Source organism: Bartonella sp. AC70YNML (assembly GCF_042196545.1).
Lineage (GTDB): Bacteria > Pseudomonadota > Alphaproteobacteria > Rhizobiales > Rhizobiaceae > Bartonella.
In genome coordinates this window covers 231,385-253,623 of the sequence record NZ_JBHIQK010000001.1, presented here as the reverse complement: position 1 = coordinate 253,623, position 22,239 = coordinate 231,385, and the positions used below count along the sequence as shown (strand labels likewise).

The following is a 22,239-nucleotide window of genomic DNA, read 5'->3' as shown; positions in this document are numbered from 1 at the left end:
ATAGAATTTTCTCTGTGCTGTAGTATTTAAAACACTGCTTGTTTTTTATATTGCGGTAATTAGGGTAATTTTTCAGATAGATTAGAAAATATTTTTGTTAAAAGGTTAGAGATTGTCCTATAAAGAGGAAATTTTCTGATATTTTACATAATAGCCAGCCTTGCGCAACAGCAGCAATTATTTTTGAATTTAAAAACAAGAAAATGAGTGTCTTGTGAGAAGGAGTTTTTTTAAAGAAGGAACAATATAGAAAGATTTAGATTAGCTATAGATTTTGGATATATGTATCTTACTTGCAACGCTAAAAAGATGTATTATCTTCTCATATTATTAAGATTAATATTGTTCAAGAGCTTTTTAGATAGCAAATAATGACGGCCAAAATCATCCATTTTCCTGCCCAACGAGAATGGATGGTTCTGCAATTTTGACAGATAAATTGAATACGATTACGCGCCATGTCGATTTAACCAATTTGCTCTGGAAGGTAATTGCTATCGGCCAGATCACTAAAGCGTGTGAAATCAGATTGAAAGGCAAGGGGCACGATTCCTGTCGGCCCATGGCGCTGTTTTGCAATAATAACGTCAGCTTTTCCAAAAGCTTTATCCATTATTTCTTGCCATTTCGTATGTTCCAAGCTACCTAGTTTTGGTTCTTCATTTTTGAGATAATATTCTTCGCGATAGACAAACAGAACGATGTCGGCATCTTGCTCAATTGAACCAGATTCACGTAGATCTGAGAGCTGTGGACGTTTATCTGTTCTATTTTCTACTTGACGTGAAAGTTGAGAGAGAGCGATAATAGGAATATTCAATTCTTTCGCTAATGCTTTTAATCCTGTGGTAATTTCTGTGATCTCTTGAACACGATTTTCTGATGAACGCTTTGAACTGCTTGTCATGAGTTGGATATAGTCAATAAACAAGATATCTAAACCATGTTGCCGCTTGAGACGCCGCGCACGAGCGGCTAATTGCGTAATTGATATTCCACCAGTTTGATCAATATAAAGGGGTGCCTTTTGTAGTTGGTTCACCGCACGAATAATTTTTGAAAATTGTTCATCTGAAATATTACCACGCCGAATATCAGAAGAAGAGACTTCTGTTTGTTCAGAAATAATACGGGTTGCAAGCTGTTCGGATGACATCTCAAGTGAGAAGAATCCGACAATGCCGCCTTCATTTTCTTGGATATTGGCATTACGATTATAAGCATTAGCAATATTAAAGGCAATATTGGTAGCCAGTGAGGTTTTACCCATACCAGGGCGGCCCGCAAGGATAATTAAGTCAGATGCTTGTAATCCTCCCATTTTTTCATCAAGTGTTTTAATATGGGTGGCTATCCCTGATAATTGTGAAGAGCGCTTTTTCGCAGCACTTGCCATATCGATAGCTTTTTTAATGGCCTCATTAAAATTTTCAAATCCACCTCCATATTTCCCTTTTTCTGCTAGCTCAAATAACTGATTTTCAACAGTTTCAATTTGTTGGGTAGGCGTGAGTTCTACAGGAGCATCAAAGGCTGTATTGACAACTTGAGTTCCAAGGTTAATCAAAGATCGTCGGATAAAGAGATCGTAAATGACGCGTCCATAATCTTCAGCGTTAATAATAGTGACTGCCTCTGTGGCTAAGCGAACAACATATTGGTATACAGTAATATCTCCAATTTTCTCTTCCATTTGGATATAGGGTTTGATTGTAACTGGATCTACACGTTTTCCTATTTTAATAAGGTGAGATAAAACATGATAAATTTTTTGATGCAATGGTTCAAAAAAATGTTCTGGTTTTAGAAAATCTGAAACGCGGTCAAGAGAATCATTGTTGATAAAGATGGCACCAAGCAATGCCTGTTCAGCTTCAATATTATGCGGAAGTTGCCGAAAAGAAGGAGAATCCTCTTTCTTTGAAGAGCTGACATTAACAACGTTAGTTTCTTCCATAATATTTTTCCACTAAAATTCTAAGTCTAGCTACTTTAGGTGATAAATTGAAAATCGTATAATTAAAAGAATAGAGCTACAAATCTTCATTTTAAGTTAAAATTATATAATTTTTTAAAACTCTCTTTCGTTCCTCATTTATCATTTGTGTATTATTTATATAACGTCTATCTATTTTATTTTATAATATGTGATTTTAAAGTGGAAGTTTTTCTACTCTAAATTTAAGTATTTTTAAGTTACTTAACCTTAAAATTCCAATATCTGTTTAAGTAGAATTATTTTTTTATAACTGAAATTATTTCAGATCATGTGAGGATATAATCAGCCTAACGCTCATATAAACTTTATCCTTAAGGGTAAAACTTTAAATTATTTTTGCTTTATATGCTGGAAAACAAAAGATATTTCCTCTTAGTGATATTATCATTCTCGGCATGTAATGCTTTTAAATAGTATATTTCTAATTCTTTCATAAAAATTAGGTTCTTTACGTACGATAGTCATAAAATACTCACTTTTAAAGTGTGAGTATTTTATGAGCGATATTTAAAATGGAATAAAAAATATAAAACAGAAAGAAAAAATAGCAATTAAGCTTCTTGATGAGAACTGTTTATATCGTTGTCATTAATTTCTTCTGCCAATAATTCTTCCTGACTTTCTTCTAATAATTCTTCTTGAATATTATATATTTCTTTAGCCGAAGTGAGAGTTTCACCTTCTGCTTGGCGTTGTGCTTCACTGGCAGAACGCGCAACGTTAATAATCACAGAAATTTGAACTTCTGGATGTAAACTAAGAGTGATAGTGTGAAGACCGATCATTTTTATTGGATGATTAAGTTCGATTTGATTTCTTCCAATAGAAAAGCCTTCATCTGTTATGATTTCAGCAATATCACGTGTTGACACAGAACCATAAAGTTGTCCCGTTTCACCAGCAGAACGAACAACAATGAATGATTGTTCATCAAGTTTTTCAGCAATTTTTTGCGCTTCGCTTTTGCGTTCAAGATTACGTGCTTCAAGTTGTGCACGTTGTACCTCAAAATGTTTTTTATTAGCTTCATTTGCGCGTAAAGCTTTACCTTGAGGCAAGAGAAAATTACGCGCATAACCATCTTTAACTGAGACAATATCACCCATCTGACCAAGACGAGGAATGCGCTCAAGTAAAATAATATCCATAGTTTTTCCTTTCGAACAAATAAATTTAGTGGAGTTTTTTGCGTGATTGAAAATTGTATTGAATAGCAGCCCAAATTCCCATCAAAAGCATCATGAAAACAATAGGTGGAGTAAAAACGACTGTTAAAATAGCAATATAAACAAGAGAAAGTATAATAATCCGACCGTTTACCCCTTTTGTAATATTGTGAAGATATGCTAGACCGCTAATTAATATGATGACAGTGTATGCAGTACTAAAGACAAGTGTACTCAAGTTGAGAGAAGCGCTCAACTCAACCATCGATGCTATGCAAACAATAATAAAAATAATAATTCCAGAAATTGGAAGGCGGAGAGTTTGGCTCCAATCATCACGGGGTCTTTTCAGCCATTTCATATGTTGTGCTGCTATCATGGAAAAGTAAAGGTTACCAATGAGAAAAACCAAACTATAAATAGTCAAAGAAAAAGCAGTAAAAGTTGCTGTATGCGTCATTAAAAGCTCATTAAAAGCGCGTATATCGGCTTCCTTTATTGACTGTGTTTGTTGCAGAGTTTGTGCTATGTTTTCGGTGATTTTTTTTGCAACGATGGGTGTGGAAGGACGTGTTTGAACATAGAGCCCAATGAAAGTTGCTATAAGAGCGATAAAATTAGTTAAATGAAAAATAACCGATGATAATGGATACCACATCAGTTCGTTTTCTTTTTGCGCTGGTCGTGCAAGCCCAAGAAGCCAAGAAGCATAGACAGCAGGAAGGAAAAATAAGAACATAAAGCCAAGAGCAATATAGGTATTAGTGGTTATGATAAGAACAACAGTGGCACTTATGAGGGCGATGAGACTGGCTAATGTTCCTTGACCGAACGCAACAATAAAAATTGGCAATGAAAGAAAGCAGCCAAGAAGAAGAGAAAAAAAGGGCGCGATATTTGCAACACTGATGATTGCCATTCCTATCACAACAGCAAATAATCCTGCCAAAATACCGGTTAATATCTCATAAGTACGATTTTTTTTCATTTATTGCTGTCCTGCTTTCTGCAGTTAGAGGCGTGTCAATACCCCAACTTTGACATTTAATAGCTTAACATAGGATACAACAAGCTATTTTTTAACCATATAAGAAAAGCAACTGGATAAACTCTCCAGTTGCATAGCGTATTGATCACTTACTTTATAACGTACGGAAGTAAGCCTAAAAAGCGAGCACGTTTGATAGCGTTAGCTAATTCACGCTGTCTTTTTTGACTAACAGCTGTAATCCGTGAAGGAACAATTTTTCCACGTTCAGAGATATAACGTTGTAACAATTTGATATCTTTATAATCAATTTTCGGTGCATTAACTCCTGAAAAAGGACATGTTTTGCGACGGCGATGAAAGGGGCGACGTGCAGAGTTTTGATTAGTATCAGTCATCATTCTACCCCTTCTATAGCATTTTCACGTTGACGACGCGGGGAACGAGAACGCTCCTCATCATGACCAATGTGGCTATTGCGATCAAGATGTGAGAGCATAGCAGATTTTTCTTTTTCATGTTTTTCTACACGAATGGTCATGTAACGCAAAACATCCTCATTGATGCGCATCTGACGCTCCATTTCAGCAATTGCTGTAGCTGGTGCATCAATATTGACCAATACATAATAAGCCTTACGGTTTTTTCGAATACGGTAAGCAAGAGGACGAAGTCCCCAATTTTCTACACGCCCAACTTTTCCACCCTGCGCTTCAATGACACCTTTGTAGAGACTCAAAAGTTCATCAACTTGTTGCGGTGCAATGTCTTGTCGAGCAAGGAACATATGTTCATAAAGAGCCATTGTTTTGCCTTTCTTCAATTAAATTCCACCGGTTTTAGCGCAAAGCCTCTGCGACTTGTCTTTTTTGGAAATCCAAAGAAGAAAGGACGCGTTTACAATTCGAGACATCTCAGAGCGGAGACACGGGAGGTCGGAAACATTGTATTTCCTACTGATTTCACAGCCCTCCGTTCAACCTCCAGCTAAAGTACCGGCAACGAACACTCCATATCTACAGGTTATCTTTAAAAATAGCAAGTTTACGCACATAAAAAAATTGATTTATTAAATCTTGATATATTTTCAATATATTTCCCTCTTCTACAAAGAGATAGTTCTGTAACACTATAAAAATAAGGAGAGAAAAATGGACTTTTTAAACCAGATTGATGTTTCACTCTTTGAAATGTTTGTCGGCAATCATCAATCTTGGTCGATTTTAGTTTTGTTTAGCATTTTTTGTGCAAAGTTTTTAATTTACATCATTCCTATTCATCTTTTTGCGTTGTGGTTTTGTGGTAGAGAAAGGGAACGATGTGTCGTGCTAAGCACTTGCATGAGCATTTGTACTTCTCTTTTCATAGGCTATCTCATTTCTCTTTTTTACTTTCATCCACGCCCATTCGTTGTAGGGCTGACAACACCCCTGATTCAACATCGTGCAACGGCTTCTTTTCCTAGTAATCATGCCTTGACCATTGCATCTTATACAGCTAACTTTTATTTTTACCGATACAAAGTTGCTTTTAGATTTGCTGTGGTGTTTTTATTCTTAATCTGTTGGGCGCGCATCTTTGTGGGTGTACATTACCCTTTTGATATTTTAGCAGGTATAGTTTTAGGAAGTCTTATAAGTTTGAGTGTTATTCAGTTTATAGCACCATATTTTCCTAAGTTTTTATATCAAATTCCACCCTTAAAATATAATTTTAAGTGTGGTATTCGTTTTAAATAAAGGGCTTTATCTTGATTTGTGCGGATGAATAAGGTCAAAAGAAAATAATTTAATTGTACAGTTTTAGGAGTTGATAAATGGGTGCAGCTTTTGTTTTTCCAGGGCAGGGGAGTCAACTTGTTGGTATGGGGAAAGCGCTTGCAGAGCAATTTGTTGCGGCGCGGATGGTTTTCGAGGAAGTTGATGATGCTTTGGGTGAGAAATTATCAAAGATCATTTTTGAAGGACCAGCAAATGTTTTAACGTTAACAGCAAATGCACAACCGGCATTAATGGCTGTATCTATGGCTGTCATTCGTGTGATGAAACAATTAGGGCTTCGTATAGAAGAAAAGGTAAGATTTGTTGCTGGCCATTCTTTAGGCGAATATTCGGCTCTTTGTGCTGCTGGTACATTTACTCTCACAGATACGGCAAGACTTTTGCGTATTCGTGGCAATGCTATGCAGGCTGCTGTTGCGGTTGGTGAAGGTTCTATGGCTGCATTGATTGGTTTGGAAGAGCACATTGTGGAAGAAATTTGCGAAACTGTTTCTGGAGAAGGACTATGTCAGATTGCTAATGATAATGGTGGTGGGCAAATTGTTATTTCCGGTAAAGCAAAAGCAGTTGAGGCAGCGGTAGAGATTGCATCAATAAAAGGTGCAAAACGTGCACTTCTTCTTCCTGTTTCTGCACCTTTTCATTCATCTTTAATGCAACCTGCTGCTGATGCCATGAAGAAAGCACTTTTGACTGTTAACAAAATGTCCCCTATTGTTCCTTTGATTGCCAATGTTTCTGTTGCACCTGAGAGCAATCCAGAGCGTATTACTACTCTTCTTGTCCAACAAGTGACTGGGAGGGTGCGATGGCGTGAAACAATAGAATGGATCGCTGCGAATGGGGTTGATACGCTTTTTGAAGTTGGTTCTGGAAAAGTATTAACAGGTTTAACGCGTCGTATTAACAAAGATATAAAGGGGGTAACAATTGGAACAGTTGATGAAATAGAATCAGCGCTAGGCATGCTTGGCGTTTAATCTATAAGGAGTTAAAAAATGTTTAGATTAACAGGGCGTAAAGCTCTTGTAACGGGGGCTTCGGGAGAAATTGGTGAGGCAATTGCACGCTGCTTTCATGCACAAGGAGCCATTGTTGGACTTCATGGAACACGTGAAGAAAAGCTCAGAGAAGTGGCGGCAGAATTAGGGCAGAATGTTTTTGTATTTCCCGCTAATCTTTCTGAACGCCAATCGATTAAACAATTGGCTGAAGTTGCAGAGAGAAAAATGGATGGCGTCGATATTTTGGTTAACAATGCGGGAATCACTAGAGATGGTCTTTTTGTGCGTATGCAAGATAAAGACTGGGATGATGTTTTAGAAGTTAACCTAACAGCTGCTTCTCTTTTGACGCGTGAATTAATACATTCTATGATGCGCCGCCGTTATGGAAGAATTATTAACATTACATCTGTTGTTGGTGTTGTGGGAAATCCTGGACAAACAAATTACTGTGCTGCAAAAGCAGGCTTGATAGGTTTTTCTAAAGCATTGGCACAAGAAATTGCTTCGCGAAATATCACTGTCAATTGTATTGCTCCAGGATTTATTAAATCTGCAATGACAGACAAGCTTAATGAAAAGCAAAAAGAAGCCATTATGGCTGCGATTCCAATGAAGCGTATGGGAAGTGGGCAAGAAATAGCCACTGCTGCTGTTTATTTAGCAAGCGATGAAGCAGCCTATACGACAGGTCAAACACTCCATATCAATGGTGGAATGGCAATGATATGAGTATTTATTTTATTCCACATTGATTTATGAATTGTATTATTTTAGATAGTAACGATTGAAATGGATAGATGCATCTATTTCTTTAATATGGTCGTTAATCAATTGATGTCGGAATGTCAGATTGGTTCATTTTGTAGGGGATATCCACAGGATGTTTTAAATCATTACTAAAATCTTTTAAAGTAATGCATCTATTGCTTGATTAGATGAACCGATATAGTTAACCAAATTATAGGAAATATAAATTCGAGGATTTCAACATGAGTGATACAGTAGAGCGCGTTAAGAAAATTATCGTGGAACATCTTGGGGTTAATGCTGATAAAGTTGTAGAAAATGCAAGCTTTATCGATGATCTAGGGGCTGATAGCCTTGATACGGTTGAACTCGTTATGGCTTTTGAAGAAGAGTTTGGGGTAGAAATTCCAGATGAAGCTGCTGAAACGATTTTCACCGTTGGTGATGCAGTCAAGTTCATTGATAAAGCTTCTGCGTGATTACTAAAGGGCAAAGGCATAAATTGCTTTTGCCTATATTCTTCGGAGTTCTTTTGAAAAGAGAGCTTTGAGAGGTGAAGTTTAGTTCAAGGTTAGAAGTTATGAGACGTGTTGTTGTTACTGGTTTAGGATTGGTATCTCCATTAGCTGGTAATATTGAATATAGTTGGAAACGACTTCTTGAAGGAAGAAGTGGTGTCCGACGTATCACTGAATTTGATGTATCAGATTTGCCATGCCAGATTGCTGCGCGTATCCCCTTAGGGGATGGAACAGAGGGGACCTATAATGCTGATTTGTATATGGAACCTAAGGAGCAACGTAAAGTTGATGCATTTATTGTTTATGCAATGGCTGCTGCTAACCAAGCGCTTGCAGATGCCGAATGGTTTCCTAAGAGTGATGAAGATCAGATTTGTACAGGTGTGTTAATTGGTTCGGGAATTGGGGGAGTTGAGGGCATTGTTGAAGCTGGTTATACGCTTCGTGATAAGGGCCCACGTCGTGTTTCTCCCTTTTTTATTCCAGGTCGTTTGATTAATCTTGCTTCTGGTTATGTGTCTATTCAATATGGTTTACGGGGGCCTAATCATTCTGTTGTAACGGCTTGTTCGACAGGGGCGCATGCGATTGGTGATGCGGCACGTTTGATTATGTTTGGTGATGCAGATGTCATGGTGGCAGGGGGGACTGAATCTCCGATAAATCGGATATCTCTTGCAGGTTTTGCAGCTTGTAGAGCTCTTTCTACTTGTCGCAATGATGATCCTGAACGGGCGTCACGTCCTTATGATACTGATCGTGATGGTTTTGTGATGGGGGAAGGAGCAGCTGTTGTTGTTTTAGAAGAGCTGGAACATGCCAAAAAACGAGGGGCGCGTATTTATGCTGAGATTATTGGCTATGGTTTATCTGGTGACGCTTACCACATTACAGCACCTTCAGAAAGTGGTGAAGGGGCTCAGCGTAGTATGATAGCTGCTCTTAAGCGTGCACAAGTGAATGTGAGTGAACTTGATTATATTAATGCTCATGGTACATCTACGATGGCTGATTCCATAGAGCTAGCGGCTGTTGAGCGTGTTTTAGGGAGTTATGCACCACAAGTTTCTATGTCATCAACGAAATCATCTATCGGGCATTTACTTGGTGCAGCCGGTGCTGCTGAGGCTATTTTTTCTATTTTAGCTATACGGGATAATATAGCCCCAGCGACACTGAATCTTGACAATCCATCGATTGAAACAAAAATCGACCTTGTACCACACAAACCGCGTGAACGAAAGATTGATACGATTCTTTCTAATTCTTTTGGATTTGGTGGGACAAATGCATCGTTGGTGATACAACGTTTTAGAGGATAATAAGTATTTTTATTTAATTTCTTCTTTTGAGTTTTCTACTTTATTATAAGGTGAATGAGAAATTATAATATTATCCTTAATCGCTATGAGGGGTTATGTCCGATGTGAAAAATGGAAAACCATTAAAGGACGTAAGTGATTCCTCTTCGAATCATTTAGCAGATAGTTATGACATGTTAATACATAAAAAACGAAAGAAATCATCTATCGTCCGTAATCCATTGGTTGTTCTCGGTAATTTTTTTCTTATGCTGATTGTGATTATTCTTTTTGGCATAAGTATTCCTCTTTATATTGGAAAAAGTATTTTTGAAGAAAAGGGAAAAATTGAGGAAGAACAAATTGTTCTTATCCATCCTGGTACCGGAATTCGTGAAATTGCTTCATTGCTAGAAAAACGTGGTTTCATTCGATCATCAGATATCTTTGTTTATGGGGTTGGTTATCACCAAAAAACAACGCATCTGAAGGCTGGTGAATATTTAATTCCAGCTCATGCTTCGATGCAGGATATTATGGATATTCTTGTGAAAGGAAAATCTATAGAGTATACATTTACAGTACCTGAAGGTTTAACGGTTCAGCAAGTTTTCGATCGATTAGCTGCGAATGAAATTTTGATTGGAGACCTTCCAAAAATTTTGCCTCCAGAAGGCTGTTTAATGACGGATACTGTTCGTTTTATTCGGGGGACAACGCGTAAAGAGATTGTAAACAGATTGCGTGAAGGACAGACAAAATTAATTCATGCTATATGGGCTACGCGTTCACCTGATTTACCTATTAAATCAATTGATGAATTTGTTATATTAGCCTCAATTGTTGAGAAAGAAACGGGAATTGCAGCAGAAAGACCAATGGTTGCTGCGGTATTTTATAACCGCCTTACAAAGCATATGCGTCTTCAATCGGATCCAACAGTAATTTATGGTCTCTTCGGAGGAAAAGGAAAACCATCCGGTCGTGCGATTTATCGTTCAGATCTTGAGAAGGAAACACCATATAATACTTATAAAATTAATGGTTTGCCTCCAACGGCTATTGCAAATCCAGGTCGAGATTCTTTGAAAGCGGTAGCACATCCACCAAGCAGTGATGCACTTTATTTTGTTGCTGATGGTTCAGGAGGGCATGTCTTTTCTCGAACTTTAGAAGAACATAATATGAATGTTCGCAAGTGGCGAGAATTAAAGGCAAGACATTAAATTTATAATAATAACGTATCTGTTTGCATCGTAAAATGAAAATCCAAAGTATAGTAAAATTTTTTTATAAGAATTATAAAAATCATTTTCTTGTATGCTACAAGAGAGCTTAGCGTATGGATAAAAATATTTAAGAAAGAAATAAATATACTGCTAATAAATTATTTTAATGGAAGAACAGGATAACATTGAGATCTAGCTGCTAAAGCAAATACCATTGGTTGGGAGAAATATTGAGGTAATGTATTATTTAAATTTTGAAGAAAAATTTATAAACAAAGTAGAGTGGTGTGATGACAGCCTTTGAAAGTAAATTCAATGCCATAAAAACAAATCAACGCCGCGGTTTTTTATTTATTCTCTCTTCACCTTCAGGCGCTGGTAAATCAACAATTTCTCGATTACTTCTAAAAGAGGGACAATTAGAGCTTTCCGTAAGTATGACCACAAGGAAAAGGCGTCCTAGTGAAGTAGATGGGCTGCATTATTACTTTATTTCAAAGGAAGAGTTTGAATATAAGCGTGATAGGGATGAATTTATTGAGTGGGCAGAAGTTCACGGGAATTATTATGGCACTTTACGTGAAACTGTTGAAAAAGCATTGAATACCGGCCGTGATATGCTATTTGATATTGATTATCAGGGTACTAAGCAGCTGCAAAAAAAAATGCTAGGAGATACTGTATCTGTTTTTATTCTTCCACCATCAATGAAAGAGCTTGTTTCGCGTTTACATCGTCGAGCCGAAGATAGTCAAGATATCATCAATTTACGATTGGAAAATGCACGAACGGAATTGAAGCATTGGCATTCTTATGATTATGTTGTGATTAACGAAGATTTAGATCAATCTTTATCTTTTATTAAGTCGATTTATTTAGCTGAAACCAAAAAACGCGAGCGCTGTTCTTATCTTGCCTCTTTTGTTGATGGGCTTATTGCTGAAAAGATCGATAAATGCCTTTATTAAAAAAGAATGCAAAACAAAAAGTGCATTTTTTAGAGCACTAGATGCGCTAAAGTTACAAATTCAGAAACCGAGAGTGTTTCAGCACGGCGTCTTCCATCAATTCCAGCTTTTTCTAACAGCTCTTCACCTCCAAGTGTTTTGAGATTTTGACGAAGCATTTTTCGTCTTTGTCCAAAAGCAGTTTTTGTAATGAGGCTTAGTTTTTGTGCAGAGCAGGCAAGAGGGCGGGGGCGCGGAATAATATGAACAACGGAAGAGGTTACTTTAGGCGCTGGTATAAAGGCTTGAGGTGGAACATCAAAAGCAATTTTAGCAACGGTACGCCAGCCAGCTAAAACACTAAGGCGTCCATAGTGAGCAGAGTGAGGTTGAGCCGTAATCCGTTTGGCAACTTCACGTTGGAACATCAATGTCATTGACTCATAAAAAGGAGGCCATGGTTCAGACAAAAGCCAATTTAATAAGAGTTGTGTTCCAATATTATAGGGAAGGTTTGCAATAATGCGTGGTTTTTCTAGGCTTGTTTCAAAGAGTTTTGAGAAATCTTGCTTCAGAGCATCATTACAAATAAGTTTTAATTTTTGAGGATAGTGTTTTTCTATTTCTAAGAGAGCCGGTATACAACGCTCATCGCGTTCTATTGCTATTACAATGGCGCCCTTTGCCAGCAAGGCACGTGTGAGACCTCCAGGACCAGGCCCAACTTCAATAACAGGTTTTCCTTCTATATTTCCTGCTTGATGAGCAATTTTAGAGGTTAAATTAAGATCAAAAAGAAAATTTTGCCCCAAAGATTTATGTGCTTGTAATCCATATATATCAATAACCTCACGCAGAGGAGGAAGATTATCTATTGGCATGGGTTCAAACTATTTTTTGCAAGTTGATTTGCAAGTTTAAGAGCAGCAATAAAGCTTTCGGGAGAGGCTATCCCTTTATCAGCAATGTCAAAAGCAGTCCCGTGATCTGGAGACGTACGAATAAAAGGTAAACCTAATGTAACATTAACGGTGGTATCAAAGTCTAATGTTTTAACAGGGATAAGGGCTTGATCATGATACATACAAATGGCAACGTCATATGCCTTTCTTGCGCATTCATGGAACATTGTGTCGGCAGGCAGCGGGCCTGCAATATTGAGTCCTTTCTTTTTAAGATATTCAATAGCAGGAGTGATAACTTCAATATCTTCTTTTCCCATTGCACCTCCTTCTCCAGCATGAGGATTAAGACCAGCAACAGCTAGTCGGGGTGATGTTATTTTAAACCGTGTTTTTAAGTCACATTCAGTAATAAGTACCGTTTGAATAATTAAATCACGGGTAAGCTGTGAAGGAACATCTTTGAATGGAATATGAACAGTAATTGGTACCGTTTTTAATCGAGGTCCTGCTAACATCATAACGGGATGATAACATTTATGAAAAGCTTTATATGCCAAATCGGCTAAAAATTCTGTATGACCTGGAAATTGAAAACCAGCATCATAAAGATTTTTTTTTGCAATAGGACAAGTGATTAGTGCACATGCATGGCCACTTTGAATCAATTGAACACTGCGTTTAATCGCTTCAATGATTCCAGCAGCATTATTCGATGAAGGTATACCTAATTGATCACTTTGTTTGTTTTTTAACGGTATGATAGGAAGAGCATTTTGAAAATTTTTTGTAGGATTATTGATTAAAACAGATTGCACCTCAACATCAATCTGTAAAAAACGAGCGCGCGAACGAATAACATCTGGATCAGCAAGAAGTACAAAAGGTGGAATTTTATGCGTAACACGCAAATTCCACGCTTTTAGTACTATTTCAGGACCAATTCCGGCAGGATCACCACCGCTAACAACAAGAATAGCCATTATGAATTTTGAATACGCGCCACTCGGCGCAGTTCTTCTAAATATTTGTCGCTTAATTCTTCAAGTTTTTGCGGGCTTCTTTTTTTACTATCTTGAAGAGAAAAGATCAGCCGAGCGACATAATCATCAGAAACTCTCTTTATTTTGCAGACAGCAATTGCTTCGATTCCATCAGATGTTTCTTGTAATTTTGTCATTTTTCCAGCAGGTGTTGCAAGAATAGCTTGTTCCCATGCACTGGGGAGTTGGGGCTCCAGAAACTTTCCTAAGTGACGGATAGTAACGTCTAAAATACCTTTTGCTTGATTGTGAGCATTTGCACATCCACGGAAATGTGCGCGAAAATTACTTGCTTCTCTTTGACGTCTCTCAAAGATTTCTGAACGACGATGTGCTGGAATGACAAAAACAATTCTCTGTAATGTATATTCGTTGGTTGAAGGTTTTACACCACCATTTTTTAATATTCTGCGTACAGCTTCTTGTTCGCTAATCATACCTGTTTCAGATTGATAGCGTGCGCTAACAAGACGTCCCCATCCTATTTGTCCACGGATGTAATCTTTAAAGTGTTGCACAGTGATATCAGTTTGGATCAGAATCTGGTTGAGCTGATCAATCGTCATATTATTTTGTGTTGCAAAATTCTCAAAAGCTTTATCAACTTCATCATTGCTTACTTCAATATTAAGACGTTTTATTTCAATATTTTTTAGCTTTTCGTCAACAAGCTCTTTTTTAGCCTGTGCCACCAAATTGCCTTGCTTTTGTTGTAATCTGAGAAAAGCAAGGCGCCTTTGTATATCATAATTTGTGATGGGGTTGCCATTAACTGTAACAACAATAGAAGTCTGCGCAAAGACTGTCGGAATCAAAAATCCATTTATTAACAGGCTACTTACGCTCAAAGACGCAATATAAAATAAAGCAAGAAAACGCTTTTTCAATTTATTCATATAAATAGGCTTTCGCATTGTTTATTAATTCTCATCAACAACTTAAAATACACGCTTTCTTTCATAAAAACAATGATAAGTTAAATGACTGATACATTCCTTTTATAAATTAATCTATCTTTTTTCCGATATCTGCAATCGTACGCAATGAAAGAGAGAAATTAAAGTTTTGCAAGGGTGCTTTCCTGCCTGGATTCGTTACCTGTTGATAACCGAATGTTAACCCGAAACATTCATCCATATAACTCAAGCTAATTCCTCGCTTTATAAATGTACCAGATACTAAATCATAACCGGCGTTGCTATTAATGGACCAATAATCTGCCAATTTAAGTCCTGTTTGAAAAGAAATTTCTTGGCGCTCTTGAGAATATTCATAATCTGGTTGCTTTGCGATATAGGCATATTGTAGAGCCGCCCAAAAATTTTGCCATTTTTGTGATGCTTCGATTTCACTACGGCGGATTTTTCCTGTTTTTTTGTCAAAGCGTCCACGCGTTTCTAAGGAAAAACCACTTTTATGGGTTGTACCAAACATTGCAACATAGTCTGAACGTTTTGCCTCTAAGCTAGAATGAGTACCGACATTGATAAAGTCCTTTTCTGCAAAAGAATTCTTTCCTGCTAGATGAAAGGATTGTCCAATGAGACCATAAAGAGACCAATTATCATTAAGGCTTCCAGAGTATCTTAGACCTATATTGGCTCTTGTGCCACCTTCTACACGATCATAACCAGAAAATTTATCCCGTTGAAAGAGAGTAGTTGCATCAAATACAAAGCTTTGAGCATCTTCATTAGGAATTTGTCCGATATATTGTTCATTATTGCGTATGAAAATTTGTGCGGTTGGTTCTATGATATGTGTAGAATGATCAGCTGTAATGAGAAAGGGATAGCGTAGTTCTAACCCTGCTGTTGCCATGCCACGAATTGCTGAACCACGAACTTCGGATAACACAGTGTTTTTTATAGAAGAATCATGATTTTCACGTACATTGGTTGTAATGATATCGGCTCGTAGAGAGAGGAGGGGGGTTAAGATGAGTCCATTGTGCGTGTTGAAGCGCTTTTTCCACTGAAGCTCGTTTGTTAACCGCAAACTATTTCCAGCTATACCAGAAAGTCTTACTATGTTGAGAGAATTTGCGTTCTTGTCGGGTGAACTGAAATCAGCATGACGACGATAAATTGATTGCATATTACTATGGAAGGTGAGCTCTCCATTATAAATGGGTTCATCTGGTGTGAAAGTATAATCGATGCGTGGTAGAACCCACGCTTGCCGAGAGTGACGTTCATAATGAGGATCATTCAATATCAAATCTTGAACTTTAAAATGATAAAAACGCATATCAAAATAATTTTTTCCTGCAAGACCATTCAGATAGATCTGAGAAAGTTGTGTAGGATTGTTATAGTTTTCAAGTTTATAGGCACGACTAAAATGCCGATCTGACTGTGCAAGAATATCCCATCCATAAGTCCAGTGTGAATTAATACGAAAGTCCCCTTTTGTTGCCAGCATATAACGATTTTTATACTGTGCATCAATTGTATCATTATCAAATTTATGCGGTTTTATTTGATATATATAAGCAAAGCGAATGTTATAACGGCCCGTTTTAAAACGTTGACGCCATTCCCCTTCGGTCAAAAGCCCTTGTTGGGTATAAACCGTAGAAGAAAGTGTGAAATCGTAATGAGGAGCGAGATTCCAGAAATAAGAATTCTTTATCCCCATGCCGAGATCATTGGTATAAAAAAAATGAGGAGTAAGCAGACCGCTAGCACGCCTGACAGTTGGATCATAGATCTCAAAATTTGGAAATTTTATAATCGGTACACCAAAAACTTCAAAACTGCTATTTTCAAACCGAATTTTTTTGACGCTATTATTCCATATGATCTTTCTTGCTTTAATTTTCCATAAGACGTCTCGATCTGGTTTATAAGAGCAAGGTTCACAGGCTGTATAGGTTGCATTTTCAAAGACTGTTATGTGATTGTGTTTGCGTGTAGCATTTTGGGCTGAAAAGTGAACATTGTTGGCTGTATCAATACGTAAGGCGTTTACAAAACCCTCGCCAAGATCTTTGGTCATATCAATTTGGTTGGAATAAATTTTATTACCATCCTTTTGAGTAATTTCAACGTTTCCTTGTGCTATAAGCCGTCCTGTTTTTTGATTGTAAATAATTTTTTGAGCGACAACTTTATTGCCATCATATTCGATTTGGACATTACCGTGTGCAGAAACAGTGTTTTCATCACGATTGTAGATGAGTTCATCCGCAGAGAGCAAAAGAGGAGGTTCCGGATTTTGAATGCGACTTTGAGAAGGAGATTGAAGGCTTTGAGCGTGCGCACAATAAGACAAAGCACCTCCTAAAATAACCCCCACAATACTTTTAAAAGCGAGAGCACTTAATTTTGTTAAAATAGTTTTTTTAAGTGTTAATGCCTTCACTTAGCCATCCTCTTTATGAAGCAAAAAAGAGATTCCTAAGAATAACGCAATAACAACGGGTGTCCAAGCTGCAATAATTGGTGGAATATATCCAGCATTACCAAAAGCTTGGACAAGTACGGAAATAACATAAAGCATAAACCCAGCTATCACGCCACCAAGAATCAACATTCTAGATTGCCCAAAACGTGTAAAATTTAAAGATACAGTTGCTGCAATGAGGGTCATTGCCACAAGCAATGCCGGTAATGCAATCAAAGATTGGAAATACATATCAAAATTATGAGCAGAATAGCCAAATGAACGTGCAATCATAATTTTTTGGGGCAATTGGTAAAATGGAATAGTTGCGGGATTCACTAAACGTTCCGTTAAAAATTCAGGTTTTAGATTGGTTTTTATTTGCAACATGGTAAATTTTTCAGGAGGATGCCCTATTTTATAGATTGTTCCATTTGTTAATAGCCAAAATCCATTAGTCAAAGTTGCTTTTGGGGCATTAATCCAATTTTTAACGGTTGCATTATCATTGTATTGTACAAAGGTTGCATCGAGAAGAGAAAGTCCTTGATCGGAGATAGATTTAGCACCAATGGTTGTTCTGCCTAAATTTGTATGTTGTGTTAACCAGTGGATACTTGTATTGTGAAGAGGTGTTAGTACATTGTGATTGCGCCATTCAGTCATCTTTTTTTCTGCTTGAGAAAATCCCCATGCAGCAAGTGGATTAATAAGAAGAATTGAAAATAATCCTAAAAGAAAAGCTCCAAAACAAGCTGGCATAAGAAATTGCCATGCAGAAACACCGATTGAACGAGTCACCACAAGTTCAAGTTTTTTGTTGAGCGAGATAAGCGTTGCCATTGCAGAAAAGAGTGCAATGAAAGGGATAAGTTGTTGCATGATAAAAGGGATGCGTAAAACAGAGAGGAAAAATGCATCTTTTGCTGTATAATGCGCAAGGGAAGATAGCCTACCGGAATTCTCTGTGAAATCGATTAAAAGAGCAAGAACAAAAATGCTTCCCCAGAAATAACAAGTTATTTTAAGATAACGTATAAAAAAATATTGTCCAAGTGTCCACCCAATCATGATATTTTATCCGAGGAATCTTGAGATTTTCGATGTTCAAATTTGTTCATTATTTTTTGAAAAGCGATTTGAAGTATCTCATTAACTTTTGTGGGAAGCCCAATTTTATGATTCGTTAAAAGCATAAAAAAGACAAATGCACTTGTTCCTATAGGTATAATATAAAGGAAAGGAACGTATGCAAGATCGCTTTTTGCTTTTTCTGCGAAAAAATATCCTATCCAATATACCAGAAAAGAGAGGGCAATTGCCGAGAGATTTGCGGAATGACGAGCTTGTCGATGGGAGCGTACATCCCCTGCCGCTGCTAATGCAATAAGTGAAAAAACAATAGGGTAGAGCCATTGTGTTAATCTGCGGTGAAATTCAGCTTTATATTGGAGTGGTTTTCGTTGATAGTAGGGATCTTTTGGGTCAGGGTTTTGTAAATAAGAAAGAGACCGATCTTTTGGATAAAGAGTAGGTGTTTTATCACTGGGGATAAACTCTCCTAGGCTAAAAGTATATGAGCTAAATTGCACGATTGAAACACTGTTATTTTGATGATTGACTCTTTCTATTTCACCGTTATTGAGAACCAGAAAACTGCCGTTTTTATTGCTCACAATGGATGCGTCTGTTGCATAATAAAAAAGATCAGTCTTAGGATCACGCTGGTCGGCAATGAAAAGGCGTTCAAGTGTTCCATTTGGATTTCGTTCGCCAATTTCTATGTAAAGGTTATTGGCGAGTTTTTGAAAGCTCCCTTCACTAATGAATAGATTGATAAGATCAAAACGAGCGCTTGCTAGCATTTGTCGCATATGAAGACGCGCTTGAGGAACAACAAAATTAGCTATAGAAAAGGAGATACAGGATGCAATAATAGCAAGAAGAAGGATAGGTTTCCAGACAGTACTTTTAGGAAAACCAGAGGCATTGATGACAGCAAATTCTGAGTCTTGATGCATTGCTGAGAGGATGGTTGTAATTGCGATCACTAATGCAAACGGAATGACCAGAAAAACAACAGAAGGAACCAATGAGAGTGAAAATTGTAAGACTGTGAGGAGTGTTTGTTTACTTGTTGTGAGAAAGTTTATCCGTGCAAGAATTTGTATAGTCCAACTAACGCTCACTGCTGCAATCATGACAGAACTAAACAAAACAAGGACACGTTTCAGGATGTAGAACTCAATAATACGCATAAATTGGGGAAAATCCTCAGTTTTTAATTCGATAGCAAATATTCTTACTGCTTTCGGTTAAAATGTAATAAAGTTTGAAAAAATATCCTTTAATGAATTGGATATTTTTACCAAATAAATAATATAAAATTGCCTATGAGGTCCTCTTTAAATTTTCCGTACATTATATTTTATTTTCAACTATAGTCTACAAAGAATCTGGAAAATAACTTAAAAAACTTTTTTATTAACGTTGAAAATAAAAATTATTGTCTTTTAAAGATACGTGCAAAGAGATAATGCATCTCAATCAAAAAAGAGGGTTTATATCTTGAACCGTTTCCTTTGTATTAGGGGTATAGAAGTTTTTTTAAAAAGATATTAGCTTTTTTATAAAGAATGATGAAGGCTTAAGAGATTGGATATTTTATTCTATCATTTGACGCAGTCAACGCTGAAGGATATTTTGCCGACGCTTGTGGAGCGTGCATTGGCTCGTTTTGGTAAAGTAACAATACAGTGTGTGAGTAAAGAACAACGCGATTCTATAGATATACATTTATGGGTTTATACTGATGAATCATTTATTGGACATGGAACGGAGTGTGATCAATATCCAAACTTTCAGCCTGTATTTCTTACAACAGGACAAGAAAATCCGAATGATTCAAAGATTCGTTTTCTCATAGAGGGAGCTGTTTGTTCGGATATTGATGCTTATCAACGACTTGTCGTGATATTTGATGGTAAAAGTGAAGAGCAGTTGAATCTCATTCGTGCACAGTGGAAAAAATATAAAATGGAAAATCATAATTTAACGTATTGGCAACAGACTGAAGATCATCGTTGGGAAAAACAAATTTAATGCGTTTCGTATCTGTTGTTCTGATTTTTATAGGAGTGGTAGGAATAGTAAATCCAGCACTTTTTATTGCGCAAGGATCAGGGGGAGGGCGTTGGGTTTTTATTGTGATTTTTCTTTTAGGCATGTTAAATATATGGACTATAATTAAAAAAACGAAACACCATAATGATGATTATTGATCGAATTTTGCTTGTTTTATGGGCTGTGATGTTGGCCTTCTTTTGCGTTTCATGGTTGGGGACGACGCATATCTTATCAGAAATGTTTGCTGTTTCTTATATAAGCAATATTGCAGATTTTTTATTTTTCTTTTTGAGTGCATTGTTTGCGGGAATATTGTGGTGGAAGATACCTCAACCCATGTCTTTAAAAATGAAACTGGCAGCATTTTCGCTGCCAGTCCTTATTTTATTCTTCGTTATTATATTTTAGTTGGATATTTCATCCTCTGTAAATCCGACGAAGCAAATCAGTGAAATAAAAGAAGCAAAAAGCAAATAGTAGCCGAGATAAGACGTATCGAAATGTTGTACCAGATATTCTGCAATATAAGGTGCAAGAGATGCTCCTACGATAGCAGATAAATTGAAAGTGATAGAAGAACCAGTATAACGAATTGCTGTTGGGTACGGTGAAGCCAAAACAGCACCAAGAGGACTGTATATCATTCCCATGAGAGACAAGCCAATGACAGACATTGCAAGGACTCCCATAACTCCAGAATTTAAGAAATAAGGAATTGCGAAAGAATACATACCGGTGATGATTGTAATCCAAATCATCAAAGTTCTACGTCTAATACGATCAGCGAGTTTCCCAGTGATGACAGTAAAAATTCCACAGAAAACAGCACCGACAATTTCGACTTGAAGAGCTTGATGAAATGGCAATTGCAAATGGTTTGTTGAATAGCTTAACAAATATGTCGTGACCAAGTAAAATAAAACAAAAGTTGCCATACCAGAAAATATTCCAAGAAATAGGATTCGTGGACATTTTAAAAAGACATCTATGATAGGCACTTTGACATGTTCTTTACTTTCAAGAGTTTTTTTGAATTGCACAGTTTCATTGATTGAAAGACGAACCCATAATCCTATAATCATAAAAACAACTGAAGCAATAAAAGGAATGCGCCATCCCCAAGCTAAAAGTTCAGCGCGATCAAGGAAATGCAGCAGACCCAAATAAACAGCAATAGATAAAAACAAACCGATTGAAACGCCCAATTGGGGGAACATCGCATACCAGCCGCGCTTTTCTGGAGGGGCATTTTCTGTTGCGAGCAAAACAGCGCCTCCCCATTCTCCTCCTAATCCCATTCCCTGTCCAATACGGCATAAGGTTAACAGGAAAGGGGCAAACCACCCAGCCATTTCATAAGTAGGAAGAAAACCAATAATGACTGTTGAAAGTCCCATGGTGAGAAGAGAAGCGATAAGTGTTGCTTTTCTTCCAATTTTATCTCCAAAATGTCCAAAAACAACTGATCCAAAAGGGCGAGCAAAAAAGGCTGCTCCAAAGATCAGGAAAGATTGTAAAATGGCAACCTGATCATTTTGTGTTGGAAAAAACACATGAGGAAATATGAGAGCTGCGGCAGTGCCAAAGACATAGAAATCAAAGAATTCAACTGTTGGGCCAATAAGGCTTGCAAACAAAATGCGACGAGGGGAATTTCTGTTGTTTTTATCTTGCATTTCTAAGTTTGTAGACATGAATAGAATGTCCCTTTCAGTGTATGACAAATCAAATGACGAATTAACTAACTATAGTTATAAAAATTTCAAATCAGTGTCGAGTCAATATTATGACGTTTCCTCTATATTAGGACAATGAGTATAGACTGATGAGCATGAATTAAGTGTTCTATAGATTATACAAATTGAATAGAATAAAGGCACTGCTTTAAATGCTGTAGAAGATGGAAATACGTAGCCATAAACGCTGTTCTCATTCACATTGCTGTTTCCTTTAAAGTTCAATGCTGTTTTTATCTCTTGAGGGATCAGCCTTATTTGTAGATCAGTGTTTATTGCCTCAAAAATATTTTCATGAATGTAATTATAACACTTTTTAGGTGTATATAAAAAATAATTAAATCTTTTAGTTGTGCATA

Annotated in this window: 22 protein-coding genes; 10 read left to right on the top strand and 12 right to left on the bottom strand. The window is 37.0% G+C overall.

Annotated features, from left to right (window positions below; translation table 11 throughout):
• Positions 1-466 precede the first annotated feature (466 nt).
• From ACFIMU_RS01190 to rpsF, 5 genes are all read right to left on the bottom strand, one after another.
• A complete protein-coding gene (locus ACFIMU_RS01190; protein ID WP_375610161.1) occupies positions 467-1,957 on the bottom strand; it encodes a replicative DNA helicase in 1,491 nt (496 codons plus the stop codon).
• A gap of 593 nt (positions 1,958-2,550) precedes the next feature.
• Complete coding sequence (rplI, locus tag ACFIMU_RS01185) at positions 2,551-3,147, bottom strand: 50S ribosomal protein L9 (RefSeq protein ID WP_375696751.1); 597 nt, start codon at positions 3,145-3,147, stop codon at positions 2,551-2,553.
• A gap of 25 nt (positions 3,148-3,172) precedes the next feature.
• Complete coding sequence (locus tag ACFIMU_RS01180; RefSeq protein ID WP_375606291.1) at positions 3,173-4,153, bottom strand: hypothetical protein; 981 nt, start codon at positions 4,151-4,153, stop codon at positions 3,173-3,175.
• A 149-nt stretch (positions 4,154-4,302) separates the two neighbouring features.
• Positions 4,303-4,551, bottom strand: a complete 249-nt coding sequence (gene rpsR / locus ACFIMU_RS01175; protein ID WP_375606469.1) for a 30S ribosomal protein S18 — start codon at positions 4,549-4,551, stop codon at positions 4,303-4,305.
• On the bottom strand, positions 4,551-4,958 hold the full coding sequence (gene rpsF, locus ACFIMU_RS01170; protein WP_375606290.1) for a 30S ribosomal protein S6: 408 nt from the start codon (positions 4,956-4,958) through the stop codon (positions 4,551-4,553). The genes rpsR and rpsF overlap by 1 nt, the downstream gene beginning before the upstream one ends.
• 346 nt (positions 4,959-5,304) lie before the next feature.
• On the opposite strand from rpsF, the gene ACFIMU_RS01165 reads away from it, so the two are divergent.
• The 7 genes from ACFIMU_RS01165 (at position 5,305) to gmk (ending at position 11,707) form a co-directional block, all read left to right on the top strand.
• Positions 5,305-5,892 (top strand): undecaprenyl-diphosphatase, encoded by a 588-nt coding sequence (locus ACFIMU_RS01165; RefSeq protein WP_375606289.1) that lies wholly within the window; start codon positions 5,305-5,307, stop codon positions 5,890-5,892.
• A gap of 77 nt (positions 5,893-5,969) precedes the next feature.
• Complete coding sequence (fabD, locus tag ACFIMU_RS01160; RefSeq protein ID WP_375614391.1) at positions 5,970-6,914, top strand: ACP S-malonyltransferase; 945 nt, start codon at positions 5,970-5,972, stop codon at positions 6,912-6,914.
• An 18-nt stretch (positions 6,915-6,932) separates the two neighbouring features.
• Positions 6,933-7,670 carry a 3-oxoacyl-[acyl-carrier-protein] reductase gene (gene fabG, locus ACFIMU_RS01155; RefSeq protein ID WP_375614390.1) on the top strand — a complete coding sequence of 246 codons (738 nt, stop codon included), beginning with the start codon at positions 6,933-6,935 and terminating at the stop codon, positions 7,668-7,670.
• 260 nt (positions 7,671-7,930) lie between these two features.
• Entirely contained in the window at positions 7,931-8,167 is a 237-nt protein-coding gene (locus ACFIMU_RS01150) for an acyl carrier protein (protein ID WP_004860281.1), read from the top strand.
• A 101-nt stretch (positions 8,168-8,268) separates the two neighbouring features.
• Positions 8,269-9,531 (top strand): beta-ketoacyl-ACP synthase II, encoded by a 1,263-nt coding sequence (gene fabF, locus ACFIMU_RS01145; RefSeq protein WP_375610164.1) that lies wholly within the window; start codon positions 8,269-8,271, stop codon positions 9,529-9,531.
• 95 nt (positions 9,532-9,626) lie between these two features.
• Positions 9,627-10,736: an endolytic transglycosylase MltG gene (mltG, locus tag ACFIMU_RS01140; protein WP_375606286.1), complete on the top strand. Its 1,110-nt coding sequence runs from the start codon at positions 9,627-9,629 to the stop codon at positions 10,734-10,736.
• A gap of 293 nt (positions 10,737-11,029) precedes the next feature.
• Entirely contained in the window at positions 11,030-11,707 is a 678-nt protein-coding gene (gene gmk / locus ACFIMU_RS01135; RefSeq protein ID WP_375606285.1) for a guanylate kinase, read from the top strand.
• 29 nt (positions 11,708-11,736) lie between these two features.
• Here the strand turns inward: gmk and rsmA are convergent, their stop codons facing one another.
• From rsmA to lptF, 6 genes are all read right to left on the bottom strand, one after another.
• A complete protein-coding gene (rsmA, locus tag ACFIMU_RS01130) occupies positions 11,737-12,567 on the bottom strand; it encodes a 16S rRNA (adenine(1518)-N(6)/adenine(1519)-N(6))-dimethyltransferase RsmA (RefSeq protein WP_375606284.1) in 831 nt (276 codons plus the stop codon).
• Positions 12,558-13,571, bottom strand: a complete 1,014-nt coding sequence (gene pdxA / locus ACFIMU_RS01125; protein WP_375614963.1) for a 4-hydroxythreonine-4-phosphate dehydrogenase PdxA — start codon at positions 13,569-13,571, stop codon at positions 12,558-12,560. Before pdxA ends, rsmA begins: the two co-directional genes overlap by 10 nt.
• Positions 13,571-14,527, bottom strand: a complete 957-nt coding sequence (locus ACFIMU_RS01120) for a SurA N-terminal domain-containing protein (protein ID WP_375606282.1) — start codon at positions 14,525-14,527, stop codon at positions 13,571-13,573. The genes pdxA and ACFIMU_RS01120 overlap by 1 nt, the downstream gene beginning before the upstream one ends.
• 109 nt (positions 14,528-14,636) lie before the next feature.
• On the bottom strand, positions 14,637-16,997 hold the full coding sequence (locus tag ACFIMU_RS01115) for an LPS-assembly protein LptD (protein WP_375614389.1): 2,361 nt from the start codon (positions 16,995-16,997) through the stop codon (positions 14,637-14,639).
• Positions 16,998-18,089: an LPS export ABC transporter permease LptG gene (gene lptG, locus ACFIMU_RS01110; RefSeq protein WP_375696750.1), complete on the bottom strand. Its 1,092-nt coding sequence runs from the start codon at positions 18,087-18,089 to the stop codon at positions 16,998-17,000. It lies immediately after the preceding gene.
• On the bottom strand, positions 18,086-19,276 hold the full coding sequence (gene lptF / locus ACFIMU_RS01105; protein WP_375696749.1) for an LPS export ABC transporter permease LptF: 1,191 nt from the start codon (positions 19,274-19,276) through the stop codon (positions 18,086-18,088). Before lptF ends, lptG begins: the two co-directional genes overlap by 4 nt.
• Positions 19,277-19,673: 397 nt before the next feature.
• Here lptF and ACFIMU_RS01100 point away from each other — a divergent pair, with 397 nt between their 5' ends.
• The 3 genes from ACFIMU_RS01100 to ACFIMU_RS01090 are packed head-to-tail and all read left to right on the top strand — an operon-like array spanning position 19,674 to position 20,552.
• Positions 19,674-20,120 (top strand): DNA polymerase III subunit chi, encoded by a 447-nt coding sequence (locus ACFIMU_RS01100; RefSeq protein WP_375696748.1) that lies wholly within the window; start codon positions 19,674-19,676, stop codon positions 20,118-20,120.
• Positions 20,120-20,299, top strand: a complete 180-nt coding sequence (locus ACFIMU_RS01095) for a hypothetical protein (RefSeq protein ID WP_375606277.1) — start codon at positions 20,120-20,122, stop codon at positions 20,297-20,299. Before ACFIMU_RS01100 ends, ACFIMU_RS01095 begins: the two co-directional genes overlap by 1 nt.
• Positions 20,289-20,552 (top strand): hypothetical protein, encoded by a 264-nt coding sequence (locus tag ACFIMU_RS01090; RefSeq protein ID WP_375606467.1) that lies wholly within the window; start codon positions 20,289-20,291, stop codon positions 20,550-20,552. The genes ACFIMU_RS01095 and ACFIMU_RS01090 overlap by 11 nt, the downstream gene beginning before the upstream one ends.
• Here the strand turns inward: ACFIMU_RS01090 and ACFIMU_RS01085 are convergent.
• Positions 20,549-21,838 carry an MFS transporter gene (locus ACFIMU_RS01085; protein ID WP_375606276.1) on the bottom strand — a complete coding sequence of 430 codons (1,290 nt, stop codon included), beginning with the start codon at positions 21,836-21,838 and terminating at the stop codon, positions 20,549-20,551. The genes ACFIMU_RS01090 and ACFIMU_RS01085 overlap by 4 nt on opposite strands.
• Positions 21,839-22,239 lie beyond the last annotated feature (401 nt).